The 24575-nt window shown below is 61.6% G+C and carries 19 protein-coding genes; 3 read left to right on the top strand and 16 right to left on the bottom strand.

The window, feature by feature from the left end; genetic code table 11:
* Positions 1-26: 26 nt before the first annotated feature.
* From addA to PH562_RS21815, 11 genes are all read right to left on the bottom strand, one after another.
* Positions 27-3593 carry a double-strand break repair helicase AddA gene (addA, locus tag PH562_RS21865; protein ID WP_285175584.1) on the bottom strand — a complete coding sequence of 1189 codons (3567 nt, stop codon included), beginning with the start codon at positions 3591-3593 and terminating at the stop codon, positions 27-29.
* Positions 3586-6777, bottom strand: coding sequence for a double-strand break repair protein AddB (gene addB, locus PH562_RS21860; RefSeq protein WP_285175583.1), 3192 nt, complete (start codon positions 6775-6777; stop codon positions 3586-3588). The genes addA and addB overlap by 8 nt, the downstream gene beginning before the upstream one ends.
* Before the next feature lie 4 nt (positions 6778-6781).
* The gene (locus PH562_RS21855) at positions 6782-7513 is read right to left on the bottom strand and encodes a nucleotidyltransferase family protein (protein ID WP_285175582.1); all 732 of its coding nucleotides are present in this window, start codon (positions 7511-7513) and stop codon (positions 6782-6784) included.
* A 74-nt stretch (positions 7514-7587) separates the two neighbouring features.
* On the bottom strand, positions 7588-9099 hold the full coding sequence (gene tsaE / locus PH562_RS21850; RefSeq protein ID WP_285175581.1) for a tRNA (adenosine(37)-N6)-threonylcarbamoyltransferase complex ATPase subunit type 1 TsaE: 1512 nt from the start codon (positions 9097-9099) through the stop codon (positions 7588-7590).
* The gene (locus PH562_RS21845) at positions 9096-11675 is read right to left on the bottom strand and encodes a PAS domain-containing sensor histidine kinase (protein WP_285175580.1); all 2580 of its coding nucleotides are present in this window, start codon (positions 11673-11675) and stop codon (positions 9096-9098) included. Before PH562_RS21845 ends, tsaE begins: the two co-directional genes overlap by 4 nt.
* Before the next feature lie 317 nt (positions 11676-11992).
* A complete protein-coding gene (ahcY, locus tag PH562_RS21840; RefSeq protein WP_113233588.1) occupies positions 11993-13393 on the bottom strand; it encodes an adenosylhomocysteinase in 1401 nt (466 codons plus the stop codon).
* A 181-nt stretch (positions 13394-13574) separates the two neighbouring features.
* On the bottom strand, positions 13575-13850 hold the full coding sequence (locus PH562_RS21835) for an HPr family phosphocarrier protein (RefSeq protein WP_069613940.1): 276 nt from the start codon (positions 13848-13850) through the stop codon (positions 13575-13577).
* A gap of 19 nt (positions 13851-13869) precedes the next feature.
* Positions 13870-14271: a PTS sugar transporter subunit IIA gene (locus PH562_RS21830; protein ID WP_015338202.1), complete on the bottom strand. Its 402-nt coding sequence runs from the start codon at positions 14269-14271 to the stop codon at positions 13870-13872.
* 140 nt (positions 14272-14411) lie between these two features.
* Complete coding sequence (locus tag PH562_RS21825) at positions 14412-14876, bottom strand: HPr kinase/phosphorylase (protein ID WP_113233587.1); 465 nt, start codon at positions 14874-14876, stop codon at positions 14412-14414.
* Between the two features lie 8 nt (positions 14877-14884).
* Positions 14885-16723 carry a sensor histidine kinase gene (locus PH562_RS21820; RefSeq protein ID WP_113233586.1) on the bottom strand — a complete coding sequence of 613 codons (1839 nt, stop codon included), beginning with the start codon at positions 16721-16723 and terminating at the stop codon, positions 14885-14887.
* 39 nt (positions 16724-16762) lie between these two features.
* Positions 16763-17494 carry a response regulator transcription factor gene (locus tag PH562_RS21815; protein ID WP_208409584.1) on the bottom strand — a complete coding sequence of 244 codons (732 nt, stop codon included), beginning with the start codon at positions 17492-17494 and terminating at the stop codon, positions 16763-16765.
* Between the two features lie 351 nt (positions 17495-17845).
* Here PH562_RS21815 and PH562_RS21810 point away from each other — a divergent pair, with 351 nt between their 5' ends.
* From PH562_RS21810 to PH562_RS21800, 3 genes are all read left to right on the top strand, one after another.
* Complete coding sequence (locus PH562_RS21810; protein WP_285175579.1) at positions 17846-19456, top strand: phosphoenolpyruvate carboxykinase; 1611 nt, start codon at positions 17846-17848, stop codon at positions 19454-19456.
* Between the two features lie 243 nt (positions 19457-19699).
* On the top strand, positions 19700-20134 hold the full coding sequence (arfB, locus tag PH562_RS21805) for an alternative ribosome rescue aminoacyl-tRNA hydrolase ArfB (RefSeq protein WP_106999661.1): 435 nt from the start codon (positions 19700-19702) through the stop codon (positions 20132-20134).
* A 291-nt stretch (positions 20135-20425) separates the two neighbouring features.
* Positions 20426-21034: an alpha-ketoglutarate-dependent dioxygenase AlkB family protein gene (locus tag PH562_RS21800; RefSeq protein WP_285175578.1), complete on the top strand. Its 609-nt coding sequence runs from the start codon at positions 20426-20428 to the stop codon at positions 21032-21034.
* A gap of 3 nt (positions 21035-21037) precedes the next feature.
* Here the strand turns inward: PH562_RS21800 and coaA are convergent, their stop codons facing one another.
* From coaA to hisH, 5 genes are read right to left on the bottom strand one after another with little or no spacing between them, the layout of a single operon-like run.
* Complete coding sequence (gene coaA / locus PH562_RS21795; RefSeq protein ID WP_285175577.1) at positions 21038-22033, bottom strand: type I pantothenate kinase; 996 nt, start codon at positions 22031-22033, stop codon at positions 21038-21040.
* A gap of 7 nt (positions 22034-22040) precedes the next feature.
* Positions 22041-22355, bottom strand: a complete 315-nt coding sequence (locus tag PH562_RS21790; protein ID WP_285175576.1) for a phosphoribosyl-ATP diphosphatase — start codon at positions 22353-22355, stop codon at positions 22041-22043.
* Between the two features lie 14 nt (positions 22356-22369).
* The gene (hisF, locus tag PH562_RS21785) at positions 22370-23158 is read right to left on the bottom strand and encodes an imidazole glycerol phosphate synthase subunit HisF (RefSeq protein WP_285175575.1); all 789 of its coding nucleotides are present in this window, start codon (positions 23156-23158) and stop codon (positions 22370-22372) included.
* Positions 23155-23898, bottom strand: coding sequence for a 1-(5-phosphoribosyl)-5-[(5-phosphoribosylamino)methylideneamino]imidazole-4-carboxamide isomerase (hisA, locus tag PH562_RS21780; RefSeq protein ID WP_285175574.1), 744 nt, complete (start codon positions 23896-23898; stop codon positions 23155-23157). The genes hisF and hisA overlap by 4 nt, the downstream gene beginning before the upstream one ends.
* Positions 23899-23923: 25 nt before the next feature.
* Positions 23924-24574 (bottom strand): imidazole glycerol phosphate synthase subunit HisH, encoded by a 651-nt coding sequence (gene hisH / locus PH562_RS21775; protein ID WP_285175573.1) that lies wholly within the window; start codon positions 24572-24574, stop codon positions 23924-23926.
* Between the last annotated feature and the right edge of the window lies 1 nt (position 24575).

Raw genomic sequence — 24575 nt, 5'->3', positions numbered from 1 at the left:
GTGCCCAGATTTCAATATCTGGTATTTCACTTTGTCTCGAGCTCCGCAAGCGCCAATGCAAGCGCCCCGTCCGACAGCGTGTAGATCGAGGCATTTTCGGTATAGACCAGCATGCAGTCAACGCGCTTTCCCGGATAGAGCGGCGAAAGGATCTCGCGGTAGATCGCCAGCTGGGCTTTGTGCGCGAAGGGGATGCTGCTTTCCTCGCGGGGCGGCACGCGATTCGTTTTGTAGTCAAGAATGACCACACGATCATCCAGCACTGCGAGCCGGTCGATGCGGCCGGAGACGGCGTAGGACTGATTGCCGAGCTGGAGCGTGCCCATGATCGAGACTTCCGCCTGCGCATGGGTGCTGAACGTGCCCTGCAGATCCGGATGCGACAGCAGCGCCATGACGGACTTCACCAGCGCCTCTTGCTCGGCCTGCGGCCAGAAGCGCGCGGCCCGCTCGGCGTAGCGCCGGGCGGCATCGGCCCGCTCTTCGGGCGCGATTTCAGGCAAGGTCTGCAGCATCCGGTGGATGAAGCGACCCTTTTGCAGGGCGCGGTCGGACTTCGCCTTCTCGCCGAAAAGCGCCGAAGTCACCAGCAGATCGTCGGCTTCCTCATCGACGACGGTGCCGACGCCGGAGGGGCTGAGCGGCCGCGGCAGGCTTTTCTGCGGCGGTAGTGGGCGGTTGAGGCTGTCGGGCAGGCCAGCGCGTTCGGAGCGTTTCTCATGCTCCCTCGCGGTCTCGAATTCGAGCTGAACCTGGGCAACGCGCCAGCTCAAGCCCTGCCAGTCGCCGTCCGGGCCGGTAAAGGTCTTCTGCGTGCAGCGCAACTCATCCCCGCGCAGCGCCGCGGAAATCATCGCGTGCCAGGTATCGGCATTCTCGCGAATGCCGCGATAGCCGCAGATGATCAGCCGGTCGGCGGCGCGCGTCATGCCCACATAGAGCAGGCGTCGATATTCCTCCTCCGCCAGCGCCTGCAGCCGCACTGTGTCGGCCTGCGTCAGCGAATTGGCAAGCGCCGAGACCGGCACCCAGACGGGCAGCGGGATCTCATCCCCTCTGGTTTCGATCAGCCGCAGTTTCGGCAGGTGCGTATGGGTAAAGGCCTTGCCACCGCCATCGACGAGGAAAACGATCGGTGCCTCCAGCCCCTTCGAGGCGTGCACCGTCATGATCCGCACTTCATTGCGGCCCTTGTCCTGCTCGCGCTTGACGGTCGGCGCTTCGAGTTCCAGCGTCGAGATGAAGGATTGCAGGCCGGGCAGGCCGCTTGTCTCGTGATCGAGCGTAAAGGTCAGGAATTCGTCGAGGATATCGCTGACCTCGGTGCCGAGCCGCGCCAGAAACTGCCGCCTGCCACCAAAGCTGCCGAGCACGCGCGCATAGAAATCATGGACAGGAAGGCTCCTCGACAAAGCAAGGAAGGTTCTTAAGCGTTCGACCACCTGGCTGAAGCGTTCATGGCCGTCGGCTGCAAATCTCTGCAGGTGGCTCCAGACGCTTTCCCTGTCATCGCGATAGGCGGCGACCGCAAAGACATCCTCTTCGCTGAGATCAAACAGCGGACTCTTCATCAGCGCGCAAAGCGAAAGATCGTCTTCCGGCAGCAGCAGGAAGCGGCCGAGCGCCAGAAGATCCTGAATGGCGATATGGCTCGTCAACACCAGGCGATCGGCGCCGGCGACAGGAATGTTGCCACGTCGTTTCAGGGCGCGCGTCAGCGCATTGACGAAGCTGTCGCGCTTGCGCACCAGCACGAGAATGTCGCCGGCTTCGATGAAGCGCGCCTTGCCGTTCTCGATGATCTTTTCCCGGCCAACGAGATTGCCGATCGTATGCGCCATCCGCCGCGCCAGAATGGCGGCCGGTGCGCTCTCCGGCGTCGAATCGAAAGGTGCGGTCCAGTCCTCTTCCTTGGCGGCCGGCTCCGGTGCAATCATCTCCCAGAGATCGACAGCGCCGGGGTGGCCAATGCGGCTGGAGCGATGCACCACCGGCTCGTTGAGGGCGCTGAGCCCCCGGGCATTCTCCGGACTCGTGAAGACATGATCGACGGCGCCGAGCACATCGGCGGTCGAGCGGAAGGAGAGTGGCAGGCGGATCGACGAGAACTGCTGGCCGCTCGTCGCCACTCGCCGGCGCGTGCGGTCGCTCTCCTCGGAAAAGCGTTCAGGACGGGCGCCCTGGAACGAATAGATCGATTGCTTCTCGTCACCGACGGCAAAGATCGTGCGCAGCGTCGGCCGGGCGCTGTCGCCGGAGAAGAAATCCTCCGCCAGCGATTGGATGACGCTCCACTGGATCGGGCTTGTATCCTGCGCCTCGTCCACCAGGATGTGGTCGATGCCCTGATCCAGCTTGTAGTGAATCCACGGCCCGACATCCTTCTTGGTCAAGAGATCGGCCGTGCGGGTGATGAGGTCTTCGAAATCGAGCTGGCTGCGCCGCTTCTTCAGCTCCTCATAGTCGCGGTTCAGGCGATCGGCGAGAATGAGGGCGGCATGGGTGGCGCGATACATCCGCATCAGCTTCAGCCGATCGCGGCTGGCAACGACATGGGCGCGCGCCTCAGCGACCGCCTCGGCGAGGATAGGCGCATCCGCAAGCATCGCCTTGACGAAGAACTGGCTGTCAGACTTCGGTTCGCCCTTGGCGGTCAACATGGCCCTTTCCAGGATCTCGGCGCGGGCAAGCGGATCTGCCTCGCGCTTGGCAAGGCGCAGCGCGTAAGCCACCTCCTGTGCCTTGGCGCCACCCTTCTCGTCGGCGAGCGTCAGGTAAAGCTCCAGCGTTGCGCCTGAGAGGCCGGGCAGCGGCCAATATTGCTCGGCAATGCTCGTTTCCGTTTCACCGGGCGTGAGGCCAAGCCGGGCAAGCAGTGCGGCCTCGATGCCGCCCTTGCGGTCCGCACTCTCCGTGAAGCGACGGATCGCGTTACGGTTGGCGACGATATCACCCAGTAGGGTCTCAAGGCCGGATTCATCACCGAGATCGAGCACATAGTCGAAAGCTCGCGCCAGTTCGGCATCGCCATGCGGTGTCGTTGCCGTCAGCAACGCGCGGCGTGTGTCGTCGAGCAGGACTTCGGCGGCGCGATCGTCGAGAACGGAGAAATGCCCGGCGACGTTTGCTTCGAGCGGAAATTGATGCAGCAAGGCCTCGCAAAAGGCATGGATGGTCTGGATCTTCAGTCCGCCAGGCGTCTCCAGCGCCTTGGCAAAGAGCCGGCGTGCCTCGGCGAGCTTGAAGAGATCGGGCTCCTTGCCTTCGATATCAGCGATGCGTTTCTTCAGCTCCTCGTCCGGCATCGTCGCCCAGGCCGCGAGCCGATCGAAGACGCGGTTCGACATTTCGGACGCTGCCGCCTTGGTATAGGTGAGGCAGAGGATCGCCGAGGGCCGCGCACCAGCTAGAAGCAGGCGGATCACACGCTGCGTCAGCACATGCGTCTTGCCGGAGCCGGCATTGGCCGAAACCCAGGCCGAGCGTTCGGGGTCGGAGGCGATCGATTGCTGGATTGTCGTCCAGCTGATCCAGACGCCGGGGTCGTCGCTTTCGGGCAGGGTAGCGAAGTCGTCGGCGGAAAAATCACTCATCGCCGCCACCTTCCTGCTCGGTCTCGGCCGTCGACCATTCCGAAACGCGGGCGAGGTGATCGTAGTCGCCGCCATATTCGAACTGCTGTGCCGGGATCAGCCGCGAAGAGAAGCCCTTCTCGCCCGATTGCAGCAGCGAGACGAACTTCACCAGCTGGTCCATCGATTCCTGCGCCAGATCCATAGCCGACTTCGTTTCCGTCTTGCCACCCCGGCTGGAATGCTCGTTGTTGACCTGATCGACCTTGAAGCGATCGCCGGGCCTCAGCCGGACATAAAGCAGGTTTTCCGGCACCAGCGCGCCGATATTGCGGAAGGCGCCGGCCTTCAGCGCATAGGCTTCCAGCGCCAGCTGCGGATCGAGCAGTGCGCGCGCCTGTGGCGGCGAGGGATTATAGCCGGTCTTGTAATCGATAAGGTCGGCGCCCTTGTCGCTCTTGATGTCGATGCGGTCGGCAACGCCCGTCAGGCGAATGCCGATCGGTTCGATCTCGACGCCAGCGGGCACTTCCGTTGCCGTTTTGCGCACTTCTGGCCGCCGTTCCGCTTCCCAATCAAGGAAGGCGCGCGCCACCTCGCGGAAACGTGGTCGCCAGACGCTGTCGATATGGACGGGCAGCTTTTCGGCATCGAAAAGCTCTGCAATGATCCGATCCATGGCCAGTGCCGCATCGGGCGTGCCGGCCACATGCCCTTCGCGGACGAAACGGTCGATGATCTTGTGGTAGAGCGTGCCGCGTTCGGCCAAGCCGGGATCGCGGTTGAACGCATCGACCGGATCGAGCCGCAGCACGCGCCGGGCGTAGATCGAATAGGGATCGCGCCGCAGCCGCCCCACCTCGCTGAAGGAATAGCTCTTCGGCTGCAGCTCTGCAGGCGGCTTCGGTGCCGGGCGCAGCGCCGGTGCCTGGTTTTCACCCTCGTCGATCATCGCAGCCCAATGGCGATACTGGTCGCCGCGCGCCTTCATGGCCTCTTCCAATTCCTCGCCGCCGAGTGCGATCAGCCGCTGCAGCCAGCGTGAGGCGACCGTCGGCGTCGAGCCCTGGCGCAGCGCGCGCGAGTAGATGAGATCGCGGGTGCCGTTCGCCATTTCAAAATCGTGCGCGAGCTGGCCGATGCGGCGCTCCGGCGGCTCCAGGCCGATCTCGGTCTTCATGCTGCGCGAAATGAAGGGGTTGTTCGCCGTTTGCCCCGGCCATGAGCCTTCGTTCAACCCGCCGAGGATCAGCGTATCGACACTCTGCAGGCGCGCTTCCAGCGTACCGAAGATGAAGAGACGGGGATGGCTGAGCGCCCGCGGCTTCACCGCCTGACCCACTGAGAGCGCGGCCATAATATCGATCCACTGCATTCCGTCGGCTTCCAGCTGGCCATCTGTTTCGATGACGTCCCGAAGAAGGCTGGCAAGCGTGTCGCCGGCTTCGCCAGACCAGAGGCCTGCTAGGCTGCCACGCTCATCAACGCCTGCGGCTTCCAGGGCGCGGCCGGTACGCTCCGCCCAGTCCGAAAGCGTGAGGAGACCTTCCGATACGGGCAGAGAAAGCGCCGATACCAGCGGTTCGCATGCCGCCGTCACTCGCTGGGCAAGCGCACGCGCATGCTCGATGGCCTCGGACGGCAGCGCTTTGCGCCATTGCGGTGCATGGCGGTCATTGGCCTGTTCCGCCACGCGGTCGTCGAGCAAGGCTTCCAGCCCGCCGATGTCGACATCGGCGACGCCGCCCCGAAGTGCCAGGATCTCCAGCGCATCGACGCCGGGCTGTCGGATCTCCGCAGGCAGGCCGAACAAGGCGAGGGGATGCTTGAGCAGCGCGACAACGGCAACGGGATCGCCGGGTCGAAGGGATGCTTCCAGCAGCAATTGCAGCAGTGTGCCCTGTGGCGTCGCGTTCAGCGGCGTGCCGGCCGAATCGTCGGCGGTGATGCCGAAGCGGGCGAGCTCGGCGGTGACCCGCCGCGCCAGATTGCGGTCTGGGGTGATCAACGCCGTTTGGCTTTCGCCGCCGTTGCGCCCCGGCTTTTCCAGCGCCAGCCGTAAGGCGATGGCGATCGCGGTCGCCTCCTCGCGCTCATTGGCCGCTTCGATCAGCGCCACGTCGGCGAATGCATCCGGGATCGCATCGGGAGGGAGCGTCTTGCGCCAGCTTCCCCAGCCGCTCGTCGCCTTGGCCGGCGTCAGTGCGCGCGACAGGATCTGCGCCCGCATCTGCATGGTTTCAGCCGCATCCGCGATGGGTTCGACATCGCGCCGCGTGACCTGCAACCGTTTCAGCAGCAGCGAGAGACCATATTGCGGATGGCTGCGCGTCGTCGGATCGGCTCTTTCGCCGATGGACGTCTCCGGCGCCACGAGCTGCCAGTCCTCTTCCGGCATCGCAAGATCGAGGCCGGGCAGCACGATGACACCTTGCGGCAAGGAGGCGACCGCTGCGATCAGCTCAGCCGTTGCTGGCACCGAGCCGGTCGAGCCTGCTATGATAACCGACCCCGGATGCCGCATAGTGGACATGCGCTGCGCCTCGGCGCGTAGGACGGCATTGCGATTGCGGGCGGGCGAGGACTTTCCGAGTTCTTCAAGACGCGCCGGCCAAAAGGCGCTGGCAATCGCCAGGAATTCCGCCGTCAGCTGCCACCAGAGCGCATGATCCTCCGCGCTGAGAGCCGCAAGCTCGCTCCATTCGCGGTCCTCCGTCTCCAGCGAATCGATGAGTTCGGCGAGATTGCGCGCGAGCCATATGGCGTCAGCCGGGCTTGCAGGCGCCACCAGCGGCGAATCGGAGTGAATATCGCGCACGATCTGCGGCAGCTTATTGCGCCAGGCAAGGATTAGCCGCGCCAGCTCCAGCAATCGGGCGGTATTGGCAAGCGGCTGCGCCAGATCGGCCGTTTCCGGCAGGGTTTCTTCGAAATAGCCGCTGTCGTCATCGGTTTCGCCGAGCGGGCGAATGATCGGCAGGATGGCGGAGCGGCCGCCGAGCAGGTCAACGAATTCCGAACGCAGCACGCGCGCCGCGCGCCGCGTCGGCAGGAAGATGCTGACTTTGGCGAGCGACAGCGGGTCGGCTGGATCGTGACGGAAATGCTCGGTCAGCCGGCCATCGCAAAGAGCCGTCGCAAGGGTCCTCAGGAAGGGCAGGCCTGCCGGAATCGTCAGAATGCGCTGCCGGTGTCCGCCTGCCATAGGCTCACGCAAACGCCCGGAAATTCCGGATCGTTTCCTCCGCCTCGCCGACCGCCTCCGGCGTGCCGACAGTCAGCCAGTGACCGTCGAGCATCGTGCCATAGAGCCGGCTGCGAGCGATGGCCTTGTCGTAGTATGTGTTGATGTTGAAGGCGTCGTCAGGTGCGTCGTCGAGGAAGGACGGGTTCATCGCAATTGCACCGGCATAGACGACGCCGTCGTGTCCGACATCGCGATAGCGGGCGAGCCTTCCATCTTGCGCCATGGCGAAGTCATTCTTGCCATTATGACCCGTGGTCCGTTCCAACTCAACGCAGAGCATAGCCATGTCCATGCGCTGCTCGTCGTAGAATCCGGCTAGCTTTTCAAGATTGGTGGGATGGCCTAGCTTCTCGCCGATCCAGAACAGATCGGCATTCATGACGAACACCGAATCGCGGCTCAAAAGTTTCAAGCCCTTGACGAGACCACCGCCATTGTTCATCAGCGCGTCCCGCTCGTCGGAAATCAGGATTTCGAGGCCGCGATAGCCGCGCAGATGTGCTTCCATCTGGTCGGCGTGGTGATGAACGTTGACGACGACCTGCTCGACGCCGGCTTCCGCCAGCGCATCCAGCGCATAATCGATCATCGGCTTGCCGGCGACCTTCACCAGCGGCTTCGGGATAGTGTCGGTGATCGGTCGCATGCGGGTTCCAAGCCCCGCCGCCAGTACCATGGCTTGCTTGATGGTCATTTCGTCTCGAACTCTCGATTCGCTATCTGATTTCCATAGCACAGGGCCGGAAAGCCGTCGCGGGTCTTGGCCCGCTATACCCGGCCAATACCGGCCTTCTCGCACCATTCGCGTAACGGCGCGAGCGCTTCATGCTCGAAGGCGATGGCGAGATAGGCGAGCGTGCGCGGCATATGCTTCAGATATCCCGGCTTGCCGTCACGCTGCAACAGCCGCACCCAGAGGCCGGCGAGCTTGCAATTGCGCTGCGCCGACATGATCGCCCAGCTTTTCAGGAATTTCGCCTCGTCGAAGCCGTCCTGGACGTGCCGAAGCGTGAGGTAGTCGGCCATCAGCTGGTCATGCAGATCGCGCTCGATCGTCACCCGTGCATCCTGCACCAGCGAGGCGACGTCATAGGAGGTCGGTCCGATCATCGCATCCTGAAAATCGATCATGCCGACACGCTTTATGCCCTGTTCATGCGCCCGCCAGATGATATTCGGTGAATGCATGTCGCGTAGCAGCAGGTTCTTTTCCACGTCCTCGAGCTGATCGATCAGTCTGTCCCAGATCGCCAGGTAGCTGGCTCGTTCCTCATCGCTTGCCGGCGTGCCGCGCTTCCAGGGCAGATGCCAATCGAGCAGCAGCCGCGCTTCCATCTTCATGGCGGTCCGGTCGAAATCCGGAATGTGATGGATGTGATCCGGCGTGACCGGAATGTCGCGGGGAATGGAAAGACCGTGCAGATGCGCAAGGCAGGCGACACTGGCGCGATAGCGCTCGGCAATAGGCTTTCCTCCGGCGTCGACCACGCCATCGGTGCCGAGATCCTCGATCAGAAGAATGCCCTGGTCGTAATCGGCGGCAAAGACTTCCGGGGCGGCAAAGCCGTTTTCGCTGAGGATATTGGCGATCGCAACGAAGGGATAAGTATCCCAGGCAAGATGCGCGACCTTGGGATAGGGCTTGCCGTCGAGTACCGGCGGCCCTTCCGGCAGCCGTGGCCAATCCATCAGGATCACGCGGTCGCTGCCGTCGGCGGGATAAAGGGACTCGTAAGCCCGCAGCGAGGCATCGCCAGTGAGGAAACGTCTGGCGGCACCGCGATAGCCATGCGAATCGAGAAAGGCGCGTATAGCCAATACGCGCTCGATGCGTGCGATCTGCTTCGCCGGTGCCGTGATGACGGCGCGCCGTCCTTCGCCCTCATGCGTCAGCTTGAGATCGATGCGCTCTTTCGGCAGCTCGCCTTCGGCCATTTCGGGCCATTCGACAAGGCAGATGCCGGTCTGCAGGGCTTCGTCGAAGCCGAGCTCCGTCAACTCGCTGGGATTGCCGAGCCGATAGAGGTCGAAATGCGAGACCGGGATGCGCAGCTCGTAGGATTGCACGAGGGTAAAGGTCGGGCTCGGCACGTCCAGTTCGGGATCGTCGGCCATGGCGCGCAGCAGCGCGCGGGCGAGCGAGGATTTCCCAGCGCCGAGATCGCCTGATAGTGCTAGACAGTCGCCGACCTTCAGGGCCAGCGCCAGATCTTCGCCGAGCTGAGCCGTGGCGGCGTCATCTGCGAGGAAAAGGGAAATGCTGCTTTCTGAGGCTGTCATTCTGCTGCGACGGAGTGGGGCAGTTCGGCCGAAGGAATTCGGCAGGTGACCGTCGTTCCTTTGCCCGGCTGGCTTTCGATCGAAACCTCGCCCTCATGCAGGCTGACGAAGCTTTCGACGATGGAAAGGCCGAGGCCGGCACCGCTGCGCTTGCCGCCTTTGCCGCCGGAGGCGAAGCGGTTGAAGACGCTTTGGATCAGTTCTTCCGGTATGCCCGGACCCTTATCGGCGACTGAGAAGACGAAATCCGCGCCTTCACGTCCGCATTTCAGCGAAATCGTCGATCCCTCCGGCGCGAAATTGGCGGCATTGGTCAGGAGCTTGAGCAGGATCTGCTTCAATCGCTGCTGATCGGCAACGATGGAGCCGAGGTGCGCCGGCACGGTGATTTCGAGCGTCACACCGCTTTCCTGCAGCCGGTCGGCGATCTGCATCGAGACTTCATCGAGCAGATCGGAAAGCACGATTTCGGAATAGTTCAGCCGCATGATGCCGGCGTCGAGCGTCGCGAGATCAAGGATGTCGTTGACCAGCGTCAGCAGTACGGAAGAGGAGGTGGAGATATGATCGATATATTCGGCCTGCCGCTCATTCAAAGAGCCGATGCCCGGCGTCTTCAGAAGGTCGGTGAAGCCGATGATGTTTGTGAGCGGCGAGCGCAGCTCGTAGGAGACATGCTGGACGAAATCGTTCTTCAGCTCGTCCGCCTTCAGCAGTGCTTCGTTCTTCTCGGTCAGGGCGCGTTCGGCGCGCACGCTGTCGGTCTTGTTGACGAAGGTCAGCATGGTCTGCGCGTTCGGCAGCGGAATGACCGCGTAGTCGAGCACCAGATTGGAATAGAGCTCCAGCGTGCCTTGTGAGGATGGGCGCTCATCGTCGAAGCTGGTGATCTGCTCGGCAAAGCGCTTCCAGCCGTCCGGCCTGTCATAGGAGGGCAAGCAAGCTTCGGCGAGCGCCTGGATATGCGTGCCGGGCTTTGCCTGCGCCTCTGTGATGTTCCAGAGAATGCGGAATGCCGGGTTCGACAGGCGGATGCGGCCATCGGGACCGAAAACGGCGACGCCTTCCGATAGATGGTCGATGGTCTCGCCCTGGACCTTGACCAGCGTGTTGTAGCGCGTTTCGAGATCGACCTGCTCGGTCAGGTTCTCGAATACCCAGGTGGCGCCGCCCTGCGGATGCGCGGTCGCGAAAACCTTGAGAATCTGGCCATTTGGCAGGTGCCAGAGATCGGTCTGCGTGTCGAGCGCGCGATAGACCGAAAGGACGCCGTCCTTCCAGGTCTTCCAGTTCAGCTGTTCCGGAAGCTTCTTGGCGCCGCGCAGCCGGTCCAAAAGCTCGCTATTGTCGGGTCGTTTCTCAAGGAAGGCGATATCGAGTTCCCAGAGCTGGACGAAGGCCTGATTATAGAATTGCAGTCGTCTGTCGCCATCGAAAATCGCAACCGGTGTTGCGAGATGGTCGAGGGTTTCGGCGTGGCTTTTGAGTGTACGGGCAAGCTCGGCGCGAACCGCTTCCGCTTCGGAAATATCGATCGCCATGCCGGCGGAGCCGTTTGGTGATTTGACGTCGACGACGTCGAAGAACGTGCGGTTGCCGTGCACGACGGTCGAAATCTTGTCGTGGAAGGGCGATTCCGGCGTTGCCGATGCGCGGATGCGCTCGCGGGCCACGGTCGTCAGGAATTCGCGTTCTTCGCGAATCGCCTCTTCCGCCGAAATAGCCTCGACAGCCTCGCCATAGGCTTGATTGACCCAGGTGAGCTTGCCTTCCGCATCGCGCTGCCAGACGGGCAGGTCGATGGCATCGAGCAAATTCTGGAAGGTGGAGATCGAGGTCATCAGTCGGTCGCGTTCGATCTTCAACTCGGCGAGTTCGGCGCGCAGATTGTTGAGCGCGATGAAGCGGACGAAGGCGCGGCCGCCGGAAATGCGACCCTGTGCCTCCAGGATTTCGTCGCGGTTGGTTTCGACCACCATGTCGAAGCTCTGGCCGCTGCCGCGCAGCGTGTCGATCGCCTTGTCGAGCTCGCCGGCCGACCATGATTTCAGCCAGCGGCCGAAGGCAAGGAATTCACTGTCCTGCGGCGCGCCGGTCTCGACCGGCAGCTGACCGAGCAGTTCGGGCCGCGCATTCGGACCATCCCAGATGACGATTCGGCGGTTCTTGTCGGCAATCAGCGCCTGATACTGCGAAATACGCTGGTTTGCGTCCGACAGGGCCGTGCGGATCTCGCGACTTTCACTTTCCATGTTGCCCCGCTGCCGGACCATCCACATGGTCGAGAGGAGCGCGGCGGAAATGACGCCGATGATGATGGAGAAGACGGCCATTTCGGAGGAGGTGAAGAGGCGCATGCTCGCCTGCGCAGCGCCATTGCCCTGCGCAAAAGCGGGTCCGACCCAACTGGTCAACAGACCACCGAAAACGCTGATCTTCAACAGGCGGTTCAGGCGAGCGAGCCGGCCTTTGCCCTGCTTTGCGCCTGTCGAAAGCCGATATGCACTGCCCCGCAGCAACCGCGCCGCCACTTCGTGTAGCGCTGATCGATGCCGGTTGTCTTCCCCTTCAAACATAAGAGGTCTGTCTCCGTCCTTCAGAGCATGATGCCGAAAAGTGTAAGCGGTTTTCGGATGACATCATGCTCTACTCATCTGATTGTAGAGGGGATTCAGATTTTAGGTCGAACAGACCTAAAATCATCCGGCTCTACTGTGCCGCATCCTGACAAGACATCCCATTTTCATGGCTCCGGGCACGCCCGGTTCGTCACGAATCAAGTGTAAAAACAATACTGCCTAGGAGAATCCGGGGGAAGGGAGCTGGCTAAAAAATAAGCCCCGGCATTTGTCAATGCCAGGGCCACAAGATGTTGTGGATACTGTTTTAATAATCAGTATCTGTAGTGGTCGGACTTGAACGGGCCCTTCGGCGTCACACCGATATACGAAGCCTGCTCTTCCGAAAGCTCCGTCAGCTTCACGCCGAGCTTGGCAAGATGCAGACGGGCGACCTTCTCGTCGAGGTGCTTCGGCAGTACGTAGACTTCGTTCTTGTAGTGCCCGGGCTTGGTGAAGAGCTCGATCTGCGCCAGCGTCTGGTTGGTGAAGGAAGCCGACATCACGAAGGAGGGATGGCCGGTGGCGTTGCCGAGGTTCAAGAGACGGCCTTCCGACAGCAGGATGATGCGGTTGCCCTTGGCGAACTCGACCATGTCGACCTGCGGCTTGATGTTCGTCCACTTCAGGTTCCGCAGCGCGGCAACCTGGATCTCGTTGTCGAAGTGGCCGATATTGCCGACGATCGCCATGTCCTTCATCGCGCGCATGTGGTCGATGCGGATGACGTCCTTGTTGCCGGTCGTGGTGATGAAGATGTCAGCCGAGGAAACGACGTCCTCGAGCTGAACGACTTCATAGCCGTCCATGGCTGCCTGCAGGGCACAGATCGGGTCGACTTCCGTGACCTTGACGCGGGCGCCGGCACCGGAAAGCGAAGCGGCAGAACCCTTGCCGACATCGCCATAGCCGCAGACGACAGCGACCTTGCCGGCCATCATGACGTCGGTGGCGCGGCGGATACCGTCGACCAGCGATTCCTTGCAGCCGTACTTGTTGTCGAACTTCGACTTGGTGACGCTGTCGTTGACGTTGATGGCCGGGAAGGGCAGAAGGCCCTTCTGGCTAAGCTGGTACAGACGGTTGACGCCCGTGGTGGTTTCTTCCGTTACGCCCTTGATGGCGTCGCGCTGCTTGGTGAACCAGCCGGGCGTTGCCTGAAGGCGCTTCTTGATCTGTGCGAAGAGGATTTCCTCTTCTTCCGAATGCGGGTTGGAGAGCACGTCCTCACCGGCTTCGGCGCGAGCGCCGAGCAGGATGTACATGGTGGCATCACCGCCATCGTCGAGGATCATGTTGGAGAGGCCGCCATCGGTCCACTGGAAGATCTTGTCCGTGTAGGTCCAGTAGTCTTCGAGGCTTTCACCCTTGATGGCGAAGACCGGAACGCCGGAGGCGGCGATCGCGGCGGCGGCATGGTCCTGCGTCGAGAAGATGTTGCACGATGCCCAACGCACCTGAGCGCCGAGTGCGACCAGCGTCTCGATGAGAACGGCCGTCTGGATCGTCATGTGCAGCGAACCGGTGATGCGTGCACCCTTTAGAGGCTGCGCTTCGCCGAATTCGGCGCGGCAGGCCATCAGGCCCGGCATCTCGGTTTCGGCGATCGTGATCTCCTTGCGGCCGAAGTCGGCAAGGCCGATATCCGCGACGATGTAGTCCTTTTCAGTGCTCATGAAGGTCTCCAGCCTGAACGATGCAGCCGCGCCGCGGGCAGACGCCTCGGCCGAATGCAACAAGAATTGCACGCTGACAGCGTGTGGATGATGCCGTGTAGCAGGCTTCAGGATGGAAATCAATAATGATATAAAGAAGTCTTTATGTCTTTATATCCAATTGGCAATCGCAGGCAAACGCCTAGATTTCCTCGCCAAACTTGTTGGCGACCAGCTGGTCGAGCGCCTCAAGCGCTTCTGCGGCCTGGTTGCCGCTCGCCGTGACCAGCACGCTGCAGCCGGGGCTGGCGGCGAGCATCATCAGGCCCATGATCGACGTGCCGCCAACTGTGGTGCCATCCTTGGAAACGGTGATCGCGGCGTCGTAGGCTTCGACGGTCTGCACGAATTTCGCCGATGCACGGGCATGCAGACCCCGCTTGTTGATGATCAGGAGTTCCCGGGAAAGCTCGGTCATGGGGGCGGTGTTTGCCTCGTTATTTGCCACTGAGCACACGGCTGGCCACGTTGATATATTTGCGCCCGGCCTCTGAAGCTTCCACCAGGGCCCTTTCCATGTTGTTGTCGCCGCGCACGCCTGCGAGCTTGATCAGCATCGGCAGATTGACGCCGGCGATGACCTCGGTGTGGCCGCTATTCATGACGGAGATTGCGAGATTGGAAGGAGTGCCGCCGAACATGTCGGTGAGGATGATGACACCGTGCCCGTCGTCGGCACCGGCAACGGCCTGCAGAATATCCTGCCGCCGCTTGTCCATGTCGTCTTCGGGACCAATGCATACCGTTTCTATGAACTTCTGCGGACCAACGACATGCTCGACAGCATGCCGAAACTCTTCAGCCAGCTTGCCATGAGTGACAAGCACAAGTCCAATCATGATATTACTGCTCCCATCGCATACGCAAACAGGTGGCCCATATCGCAATGCAGCAATGTCGTCCACCAGTGGGGGGACATCTTGGCGATGAAAAGACGAAGTGCAAGCTTAAAATACAGGATTTGCGCGCCTGTTCGGGCCTAAATGGCCGATTCATCCAAACTCGCGCCGATTTTCGCCGTTATTATGGCAAGCGGATTCGCCGAGGTTGCAGCCAATCGGATCAACGGCAACCGCGCGGATGCGGTAATATCGATCAGCTCATCCTCGGGTGGCAGTCTTTCGGCCGTTGCCGTGTCGACAGGCCGGATGGCGAAGTGCATTTCGGCCTCGGAAATGTAAGGCATGCGAACGATGCCGGTATAACGGATTTCCATGAGTCCTGCGATCGAGGGCGGGCATTTTGCGATAACGGAGCCATTGTGCTCGCTGATCAGTACCCGGTCGTCGGCAACAAGGCTTGCCGCCAGTCCGAGGGGCTTGGCGGCGGCAATGCAGGAGAAGGCGAGAGCGGATTTGCCGCTGCCCGAAGGGCCAAGGAACAAAAGCCCGGTCTTGCCTATGACGATCGCCGTTGCATGGATATTGGTGGTTTCGCCGGTCATGCGGCTGCTCACGCCGTGGTCTGGGCGGGCAGGGATAGGATGAAGCGGGCGCCGAGCAGCGTCGCGCCATCGCTGTCGACGATATTTTCCGCGCGCAACGAGCCGCCGTGCGCCTCGGCGATCTGCCGGCTGATCGAAAGCCCGAGACCGGAATTCTGCCCGAAACCTTCGGATTCGGGCCGGTCGGTGTAGAAGCGCTCGAAGATACGGTCGATATTTTCGGCCTGAATGCCCGGACCATTATCTTCGATATAGATGACGCAGCGCGTCCGCGTCCGCGTCAGCCGCACGGTGATCTTGCCGGTTTCCGCCGGAACGAAGGAACGTGCGTTTTCGATGAGATTGGTGACGATCTGGCCAATGCGCAGGTCGTGACCGTCGATGGAGAAATTCGCCTTGTTGCCCGGCTTGCGGTCGACGATATAGTCGATCTCGACAGCTTTCTTGCTGTGTCCGACCTGCCTTGAAATCTCGATCATGTCGCGCAGGAGCACTTCCATATCCAGCGATCTAGCATCCGAACGGGCGAGCTCCGCGTCAAGGCGCGATGCGTCGGAGATATCGCTGATCAGGCGGTCGAGGCGGCGCACGTCGTGCTGAATCACGTCCATCAGCCGCTTCTTGGAATCGTCGCTCTTGGCGAGCGGCAGCGTTTCGACAGCGCTGCGCAGCGATGTCAGCGGGTTTTTCAGTTCGTGGCTAACGTCGGCTGCGAAACTCTCGATCGCATCGATGCGGTCGTAAAGCGCCGATGTCATGTCGCGAAGCGCGATCGAAAGGTTGCCGATCTCGTCCTGGCGGGCGGAAAAGTCCGGAATTTCCTCGCGTTCTTTCGCCCCGCCGCGCCGCACGCGGATGGCCGCAGCCGAAAGCCGGCGGAGCGGATTGGCGATGGTGGAGGACAAAAGCAACGAGAGCACGACGTTGACCAGCGTCGCGACGCCGAAGACACGCATGATTGCGAGACGCTCCGCATGAACGATCTTGTCGATATCACCCGCCTGGGTCGAGAGCAGCAAGACACCGAGAACGGCGCGGAAGCGCTGGATCGGCACAGCGACCGAAACGATCAGCTCGCCTTTCTCCGTGGTGCGGACAACGGCGCCGCGTACGCCGGTCAGCGCGTTCATGACTTCCGGATAGATCGAGCCGTCGCCGCCGGGCGCTTCTTTATAGACAGGCAGGTTGCCCGGCTGCAGCATCTTGTTGAGCAGGCCGCTGAACCAGTCGGACCAGCTCTGCTTCTCGTCTTCGACGGGCGGCAGATCGTAGCGCAGCACCTGGCCGCGGGAATAGAGATGGCGGCTGTCCAGCAGCAGGTTCGCGTCTGCATCGAAGATGCGCGCGCGCGTGCGCGTCGGCGAGATCAGCCGCGTCAGCACCGGCGCCACCTTTTCCGGATCGATCGGGAATTCGAGATCCTCGTCGTTCGGAACGGGCGTGATGCTCTGGCCGGCCTGCAGCTCCAGCAGCTTCTGCGGGTCGATGGTGATGGAGTTGGTATCGACCGATGCCGATGCCGAGACGGCGCCGGCGATGATCTCGCCCTGCGTCAAGAGGCTCTCGACGCGGGCATCGATCAGGCCTTCGCGGAATTGATTGAGGTAGAGAATGCCGCCGACCAGAACGACGAGGGCGGCCAGATTGAAAAACAGGATGCGCCGCGTCAGGCTCGAAAATACGGCATTACCGAAGATGCGGCGGATCAGAACAAACGGATGAGTCCAGCGCCGGCGCGCAATCCGAGCGCCGCTCGGGCTTTCCGAGTCGTCTATATCCCTGTCCTGCACCAGCTGTGCCAAGCCAACGGCCCTTTCGAAGAACGGGATCGTCGATCCCGTCCGCATGCTCTTATTCCATCGTTCGCCGTATGGTCTAGTTAACTCTTATGCAGCTTCACGGAAGCGGTAGCCGACGCCATACAGCGTCTCGATCATATCAAAATCGAGGTCGACCATCTTGAATTTCTTGCGCAGCCGCTTGATGTGGCTGTCGATCGTGCGGTCATCGACATAGACCTGCTCGTCGTAGGCCGCGTCCATCAGGGCATCGCGGCTCTTGACCACGCCGGGGCGCTGCGCCAGCGAATGCAGGATGAGAAATTCGGTAACGGTGAGCGTCACCGGCTCGCCCTTCCAGGTGCAGGTATGGCGTTCTTGGTCCATCACGAGCTGTCCGCGTTCCAGCGAACGGGCCTGCTGTGCAGCACCCGGCTTGGCGGCGGCTGCGCCGCCGGCCGCATTTGCGGCTTCGCGGGCGGAGGCGCGGCGGAGAACGGCCTTGACGCGTTCGACCAGCAGGCGCTGGGAGAACGGCTTGGTGATGAAGTCGTCGGCGCCCATCTTCAGGCCGAAGAGTTCGTCGATCTCTTCGTCCTTCGAGGTGAGGAAGATCACCGGCAGGTCGGATTTCTGGCGCAGGCGGCGCAGGAGCTCCATGCCGTCCATGCGGGGCATCTTGATATCGAAGATCGCCAGTTGCGGCGGCCGGGCAAGCAGGCCGTCCAGCGCCGAGGCTCCGTCCGTATAGGTCTCTACCTTATATCCCTCTGCTTCCAAGGCAATCGATACGGAAGTCAGGATATTGCGGTCGTCGTCAACGAGCGCGATTGTCAACATGGTGTTCGTCTCCGTCATCAGTGCGCGTCTCCCGGATTTGGAATCCAGCCCAGGCGGTCTGCCAGCTCGGTCGGCGGTAACCTGGCGCGCTTATGGGGATAAAGGTGGAACAAATTGTGGCAAAGATAAAGGGGAGGATTGTTGCCGGGAAAAACCCTTGCGCAGGGGTTGTGTGACGTGACGTCGCGCCACCCGCTATTCAAACGATTTAAAAATAAGAAAATTTATTTAAATCGATTAAATAACTGATATCATTAAATATTTTTCGCTTCTAGCTCTTGTGCTTTTAAAAAGAGCCCTCTACGCTTTAGTTAGTTTTAACGGCCAAGCCCCTTTGTAGAGGAAAAAGTGATGGAGCAATTCGGCGTCCGCAATCCCGCGACTGAACTGGGATCGATCGGCCTGGGAGCCGCCGCCAGTGTGCGTTACAACCTCATGGAAGCTCACCTCTATGAAGAGGCGATTCGCCGTCGCGAAGCCGATCTGACCGCCGACGGTGCGCTCAGGGCCTTGACCGGCCAGCATACCGGCCGTTCTCCGAAGGACAAGTTCGTGGTGCGCAACGCTACCACCGAAGACCAGATCTGGTGGGATAACAACAAGCCGATGTCGCCGGAGCATTTCGAACTCCTGCATGAGGACATGCTTGCCCATGCCCGCGGCAAGGACCTGTTCGTGCAGGATCTGATCGGTGGCGCCGACGTCGAATATGCTCTGCCGACGCGCGTCATCACCGAATTCGCCTGGCACTCGCTATTCATTCGCAATCTGCTGATTCGCCCCGATCGTGCGGCGCTGGAAAGCTTCGTGCCGCAGTTGACGATCATCGACCTGCCGAGCTTCCGCGCCGATCCGGAGCGTCATGGCTGCCGCACCGAAACGGTGATTGCCTGCGATTTCGTCAATGGCATCGTCCTGATCGGCGGCACCTCCTATGCCGGCGAGATGAAGAAATCGGTGTTCACGGCGCTGAACTACATGCTGCCGGAGCGCGGCGTCATGCCGATGCACTGCTCGGCCAATGTCGGCCCGGAAGGCGATGTCGCGATTTTCTTCGGCCTGTCCGGCACGGGCAAGACGACGCTCTCTGCCGATCCCACCCGCACGCTCATCGGCGACGACGAGCATGGCTGGGGCGAAAACGGCATCTTCAATTTCGAAGGCGGCTGCTACGCCAAGACCATCCGTCTTTCGGCAGAAGCCGAGCCGGAAATTTACGCCACGACGCGCCGTTTCGGCACCGTGCTGGAAAACGTCGTGCTCGATGAGCACGGCCGGCCGGATCTCGATGATGGCTCGCTGACGGAAAACACCCGCAGCGCCTACCCGCTGCATTTCATCCCGAATGCTTCGGAATCCGGTATCACCGGCCACCCCGAAACGATCATCATGCTGACGGCGGACGCTTTCGGCGTTATGCCGCCGATCGCAAAGCTGACACCGGATCAGGCCATGTACCACTTCCTGTCCGGCTACACCGCCAAGGTCGCCGGCACGGAAAAGGGCGTCGTCGAGCCGGAAGCGACCTTCTCGACCTGCTTCGGCGCTCCCTTCATGCCGCGCCATCCGGCCGAATACGGCAATCTGCTCAAGGAGCTGATCGCCCGCCACGGCGCCCGTTGCTGGCTGGTCAACACCGGCTGGACCGGCGGCGCCTACGGCAAGGGAAGCCGCATGCCGATCAAGGCGACGCGTGCGCTGCTCGCGGCCGCCTTGAAGGGCGATCTCGATAATGTCGAATTCCGCACCGATGCGAATTTCGGCTTTGCTGTGCCGGTCGCCGTTGAAGGCGTCGATACCGCCATCCTCGACCCACGCTCCACCTGGGCCGATGGCGACGCCTATGATGCACAGGCGAAAAAGCTGGTGCAGATGTTCGTCACCAATTTCGCCAAGTTCGAGGATCATGTGGACGGCAACGTCCGTGATGCCGCGCCGGGGATGCCGGTCGCTGCGGAGTAAATAATCTCTCACGGGAGCCATGACTCACGTGAAACCCACTCGCCCTCGTGGTTCGAGACGGCCCTTCGGGCCTCCTCACCATGAGGGCTAGTCTCTTGTGCCCGGTCGCATAGCTTGCTCCGCCTCATCCTGAGGTGCGGAGCTCGAAGAGCAAAGCCTCGAAGGACGAGGCGGCCCCCAAACTCGCCGCTACCGTATTTTCAACCGCGCATCAATGTGGGATAGACAGGCGCGGAGAAAATCATGGCCAGCGAAGCGCTTTACATTAATGACCGGATCACGATTGCCGGCTGGGAGCTGACGGAACAGTTTGTTCTGGCAGGCGGTCCCGGCGGTCAGAACGTCAACAAGGTCGCGACCGCCGTCCAGCTTTTCTTCAACGTCCAGAACTCCCCCTCGCTGACCGACCGCGTCAAGGCGAATGCGATCAGGCTTGCCGGCCGGCGGGTTTCCAAGGATGGCGTTCTGATGATCGAGGCCAGCCGCTTCCGCAGCCAGGATCGCAATCGCGAAGATGCCCGCGAGCGGTTGAAGGAACTGATCCTCGAAGCCGCCGCCCCACCGCCGCCGCCCCGCCGGAAGACCAAGCCGACAAAGGGATCGATCGAGCGCCGGCTGAAGGAGAAATCCGGGCGTTCCGAGGTCAAGAAGATGCGCGGCAAGGTCGGCGGCGATTAGGTTTTGTTTTCGGGCTGCGTGCCGGGTTTTGTTGGGTCAAAATTGGCGTGTCAGGCGAGTTCGATTTTGCGGAGGTTATGTGCCTGGCCCCTCATCCTAGCCTTCTCCCCGCCATGCGGGGAGAAGGGACGACAGCGCGAAACAGCGAGCCTCTCCATTACTGCGGGCTGGCTTAGGGCAAGATAGCTCCCTCGCCCCCGCTTGCGGGGAGAGGGTTGGGGTGAGGGGCCATGCACAAAGTCGCGGCATCGGCATATTCACCTGACCGGCACAATTCACTGGAACAACTCGATGCTGCTCCCCAACGGAATTCGTCATCTCCCCGGATATCTCGACCGCCCTGCCCAGGAAGCGCTGGTCGAGGCGATCCGCGTCGTCGTGGCAGAGGCGCCGCTCTACACACCGGTCATGCCGGGTACCGGCAAGGAGATGTCGGTGCGCATGACCAATTGCGGCTCGCTCGGCTGGGTGACGGACAAGCAGCACGGCTACCGTTACCAGAAGACGCATCCGGTCACCGGCCGCCCTTGGCCCGCAATACCATTGCCATTGCTGAATTTGTGGCGCGATATAGCAGGCTATGAAAAACCGCCCGAAGCCTGCCTCGTCAATTTCTACAACGATGATGCCCGCATGGGTCTGCATCAGGATCGCGACGAACAGGATCTCAAGGCGCCGGTTCTGTCGGTCTCGCTCGGCAATACCTGCCTCTTCCGGGTCGGTGGTCTCAACCGCAATGACCGCACGCTATCCTTCAAGCTTGCGAGCGGCGATATCGTCGTTCTCGGCGGCGAAGGAAGATTGTGCTTCCACGGCGTCGACCGCATCTATCCGGCGACTTCGACACTCTTGAAGAACGGCGGCCGGATCAATCTTACCCTCAGGCGCGTCCAGCCCTGAGCCTCAAAGCTTCCTCAACGCCACCTGTTCGATCAGATGGTTCTTGCCCTTCTGCAGGATGAGATCGGCGCGCGGCCGCGTCGGCAGGATGTTCTGGCGCAGATTCTTCAGATTGATGTTCTTCCACAGCCCCTCGGCGATCGCCAGCGCCTCTTCCTCGCTGATCGAGGCATAGCGGTGGAAGAAGGAGTTGGGGTCGCGAAAGGCGGTTTCGCGCAGCCGCATGAAGCGGGCGACATACCAGTTGTGGATGAGCTCTTCGTCGGCGTCGATATAGATCGAGAAGTCGAAGAAATCGGAGACCATCGGCACGATCTTGCCATCGGCCGGCAGATGCCGCGATTGCAGCACGTTGATGCCTTCGAAGATCAGAATATCCGGGCGGTCGACCGTCTTGAACTCGCTCGGCAGCACGTCATAGACGAGGTGTGAATAAGAAGGCGCCTGCACATTTGGCTGGCCGGCCTTGATCGCCGAGAGGAAACGCAGCAGCGCCGCCGTATCGTAGCTTTCCGGAAAACCCTTGCGCTGCATCAGGTTGCGGCGCTGCAATTCGGCATTCGGATAAAGAAAGCCGTCCGTGGTGACCAGATCGACCTTCGGGCTCGACGGCCAGCGGCCCAGCAATTCCTTCAGGATACGTGCTGTCGTGGACTTGCCGACGGCGACCGAACCGGCGATGCCGATGACGAAGGGCGTCTTGGCGATATCGGAGAGGCTGAGGAAGCGATTGCGCTGCTCGAAGAGAATCTGCGAGGATTCCACATGCGAGGACAACAGCCGCGACAGCGACAGATAGATGCGCCTGACTTCGTCGAGATCGATCGGGTCGCCCATGGAGCGCAGCCGCTTCACTTCGTCTGATGTCAGCGTCAGTGGCGTGTCCGCCCGGAATTTCGCCCATTCTTCCGAGGAAAAGAAATAATAGGGCGAATAGGCTTTCGCCTGGAAAATATCGAGCGTCTCGTGTGCCGGCTCGGTCTTGGTCGCTGTCGTCATCGCGTTCTTACCGGCTGGCCTTTTCCTGAAGGCCGGATTGGGCGGTGCGCCTTTCGAGCTCACCCATGACATTCTCTAACGGAATGCCGGCAATCTTCAATACGACTAAAAGATGATACAGCAGATCGGCCGCCTCATAGGTGAGGTTGTCGCGATCGTTGGCGACCGCCGCCATTACGGCTTCGATCGCTTCTTCGCCCAGTTTCTTCGCCGCTTTCGGCTGGCCGGCGGCAAGAAGCTTCGCAGTCCAGGATTCGTCCGGCGAGGCCTTGGAGCGTTCCTCGACGATTCGTTCGAGGTCGGAAAGGGTAAATCCGCTCATTGGTCCGCTGTCTCCTAATCCAGCCGCATCGGAATGCCGCGCTCGGCCATGTAGCGCTTTGCTTCGCCCACCGAATAGGTGCCGAAATGGAAGATCGAGGCGGCAAGCACCGCCGTCGCATGGCCTTCCTTGACGCCGTCGACCAGATCGTCGAGATCGCCGACGCCGCCCGACGCGATGACGGGCACGCGCACTGAATCGGCGATCGCCCGCGTCAGCTCCAGATCGTAGCCGACCTTCGTGCCGTCGCGGTCCATGGAGGTGACGAGCAACTCGCCGGCACCGCGCTCGACCATCTTGCGGGCAAAATCGACCGCATCGATGCCGGTCGCGTTGCGGCCGCCGTGGGTGTAGATTTCCCAAGCGCTCAGATTGTCGCCACCGAGCGCCTCGGTCCGGCGCCGCTTGGCATCGATGGAAACGACGATGCACTGGTTGCCGAACTTATCGGCCGCTTCAGCCACGAAATCGGGATTGTTGACCGCCGCCGAATTGATCGAAACCTTGTCGGCGCCGCAAAGCAGCAGCTTGCGGATGTCGGCGATGGTGCGCACGCCACCGCCGACCGTGACCGGCATGAAGCATTGTTCGGCGGTGCGGGCCACGACGTCGAAGATGGTGTCGCGATTGTCGGAGGAAGCGGTGATATCGAGGAAGCAGAGTTCGTCCGCACCGGCCGCGTCATAGGCCTTGGCAGCCTCGACCGGATCGCCGGCATCGACGAGATTGACGAAGTTGACGCCCTTGACGACGCGGCCGTCCTTGACGTCGAGGCAGGGGATGACGCGGGCTTTCAGGGTCATTGCGCTGCCTCCTTGGCCTGCTTGATCAGGGCCAGTGCCTCTTTCGGATCGATCCGGCCATCATAGAGCGCGCGGCCGGAAATCGCACCTTCCAGTTTACGGGCATCCGGCTGCGTCATGCGGCGGATATCGTCCAGCGAGGCAAGCCCGCCGGAGGCGATGACGGGAATGGAAACGGCGTTTGCCAGTTCCAAAGTCGAATCCCAGTTGATTCCCGTGAGAATGCCATCGCGATCGATATCGGTATAGATGATCGCGGCAACGCCGACACCTTCGAATTTCTTGGCGAGTTCGATGACGCCGAGTTCGGAGGCCTCGGCCCAGCCCTCGACCGCTACCTTGCCGCCCTTGGCATCGATGCCGACGGCAATATGGCCGGGATAACGCCGGCAGGCCTCGACGACAAGCGCCGGATCGCGCACGGCCACGGTGCCGAGGATGACACGGGCAAGCCCGCGCGACAGCCAGTTTTCGATGTGGTCGAGCGTGCGGATGCCGCCGCCGAGCTGCACCGGGTTCTTCGTCGCCTTGAGAATGGCATCGACGGCGGCGCCGTTGACGGTCTCGCCGGCAAAGGCGCCGTTGAGATCGACGACATGTAGCCATTCGAAGCCCTGGTCTTCAAAGGCTTTCGCCTGCGCACCGGGATCGGGATTGTAGACGGTCGCCTGCTCCATGTCGCCGAGCTTGAGGCGCACGCATTGGCCGTCTTTTAGGTCGATAGCAGGAAAAAGAATCATGATGTCTGTCCTTGGAGCGCGAGCCTTACGGCTTCCAGCGCAGGAAATTGGCGATCAGGGCAAGGCCGAGTTTCTGGCTCTTTTCCGGATGGAACTGCGCGCCGGCGATATTGTCACGGCCGACAAAGGCGGTCATCGGCCCGCCATAGTTCGTCGTCGCGATCACGTCGTCGCCATGGTCGGCGGCCAGATGGTAGGAGTGGACGAAATAGGCATGCAGGCCGTTCGGCCCCGTCTCGATTCCGTCGAAAAGCGCGTGCGGGTGACGGATATCTAGAGTGTTCCAGCCGATCTGCGGGATTTTCAGGCTGGGATCGCTCGGCGTCATTTCCTTGACGTCACCCTTGATCCAGCCAAACCCTTGAGTGATCGTCTTTTCCAGCCCGCGCGACGACATCAGTTGCATGCCGACACAGATGCCAAGGAAGGGGCGGGCCTTGTGCTCCACGACGTCGACGACGGCTTCCGCCATGCCGGGCACGGCATCGAGGCCCCGACGGCAATCGGCATAGGCGCCGACGCCGGGAAGCACGATGCGGTCGGCGGTGGCGACGCGCTCGGCGTCATCGGTCAGGTCGATCTCTGCGTCGATGCCTGCATCGCGGGCCGCCCGTTCGAAAGCCTTGGTGGCCGAGCGCAGATTGCCGGAACCATAGTCGATAATCGCGACGCGCATG

Source organism: Rhizobium centroccidentale (assembly GCF_030182565.1).
In the GTDB taxonomy this organism is placed as follows: Bacteria; Pseudomonadota; Alphaproteobacteria; order Rhizobiales; family Rhizobiaceae; genus Rhizobium.
Note: the sequence above shows the minus strand (reverse complement) of the source record. Positions and strands in the feature narration are given on the sequence as shown.

Bases quoted from the DNA above. Each gene is read 5' to 3' on its own strand.
- addA (WP_285175584.1), bottom strand. From the start codon at position 3,593: ATGAGTGATTTTTCCGCCGACGACTTCGCTACCCTGCCCGAAAGCGAC.
- addB (WP_285175583.1), bottom strand. From the start codon at position 6,777: ATGGCAGGCGGACACCGGCAGCGCATTCTGACGATTCCGGCAGGCCTG.
- PH562_RS21855 (WP_285175582.1), bottom strand. From the start codon at position 7,513: ATGACCATCAAGCAAGCCATGGTACTGGCGGCGGGGCTTGGAACCCGC.
- tsaE (WP_285175581.1), bottom strand. From the start codon at position 9,099: ATGACAGCCTCAGAAAGCAGCATTTCCCTTTTCCTCGCAGATGACGCC.
- PH562_RS21845 (WP_285175580.1), bottom strand. From the start codon at position 11,675: ATGTTTGAAGGGGAAGACAACCGGCATCGATCAGCGCTACACGAAGTG.
- ahcY (WP_113233588.1), bottom strand. From the start codon at position 13,393: ATGAGCACTGAAAAGGACTACATCGTCGCGGATATCGGCCTTGCCGAC.
- PH562_RS21835 (WP_069613940.1), bottom strand. From the start codon at position 13,850: ATGACCGAGCTTTCCCGGGAACTCCTGATCATCAACAAGCGGGGTCTG.
- PH562_RS21830 (WP_015338202.1), bottom strand. From the start codon at position 14,271: ATGATTGGACTTGTGCTTGTCACTCATGGCAAGCTGGCTGAAGAGTTT.
- PH562_RS21825 (WP_113233587.1), bottom strand. From the start codon at position 14,876: ATGACCGGCGAAACCACCAATATCCATGCAACGGCGATCGTCATAGGC.
- PH562_RS21820 (WP_113233586.1), bottom strand. From the start codon at position 16,723: ATGCGGACGGGATCGACGATCCCGTTCTTCGAAAGGGCCGTTGGCTTG.
- PH562_RS21815 (WP_208409584.1), bottom strand. From the start codon at position 17,494: ATGTTGACAATCGCGCTCGTTGACGACGACCGCAATATCCTGACTTCC.
- PH562_RS21810 (WP_285175579.1), top strand. From the start codon at position 17,846: ATGGAGCAATTCGGCGTCCGCAATCCCGCGACTGAACTGGGATCGATC.
- arfB (WP_106999661.1), top strand. From the start codon at position 19,700: ATGGCCAGCGAAGCGCTTTACATTAATGACCGGATCACGATTGCCGGC.
- PH562_RS21800 (WP_285175578.1), top strand. From the start codon at position 20,426: ATGCTGCTCCCCAACGGAATTCGTCATCTCCCCGGATATCTCGACCGC.
- coaA (WP_285175577.1), bottom strand. From the start codon at position 22,033: ATGACGACAGCGACCAAGACCGAGCCGGCACACGAGACGCTCGATATT.
- PH562_RS21790 (WP_285175576.1), bottom strand. From the start codon at position 22,355: ATGAGCGGATTTACCCTTTCCGACCTCGAACGAATCGTCGAGGAACGC.
- hisF (WP_285175575.1), bottom strand. From the start codon at position 23,158: ATGACCCTGAAAGCCCGCGTCATCCCCTGCCTCGACGTCAAGGACGGC.
- hisA (WP_285175574.1), bottom strand. From the start codon at position 23,898: ATGATTCTTTTTCCTGCTATCGACCTAAAAGACGGCCAATGCGTGCGC.
- hisH (WP_285175573.1), bottom strand. From the start codon at position 24,574: ATGCGCGTCGCGATTATCGACTATGGTTCCGGCAATCTGCGCTCGGCC.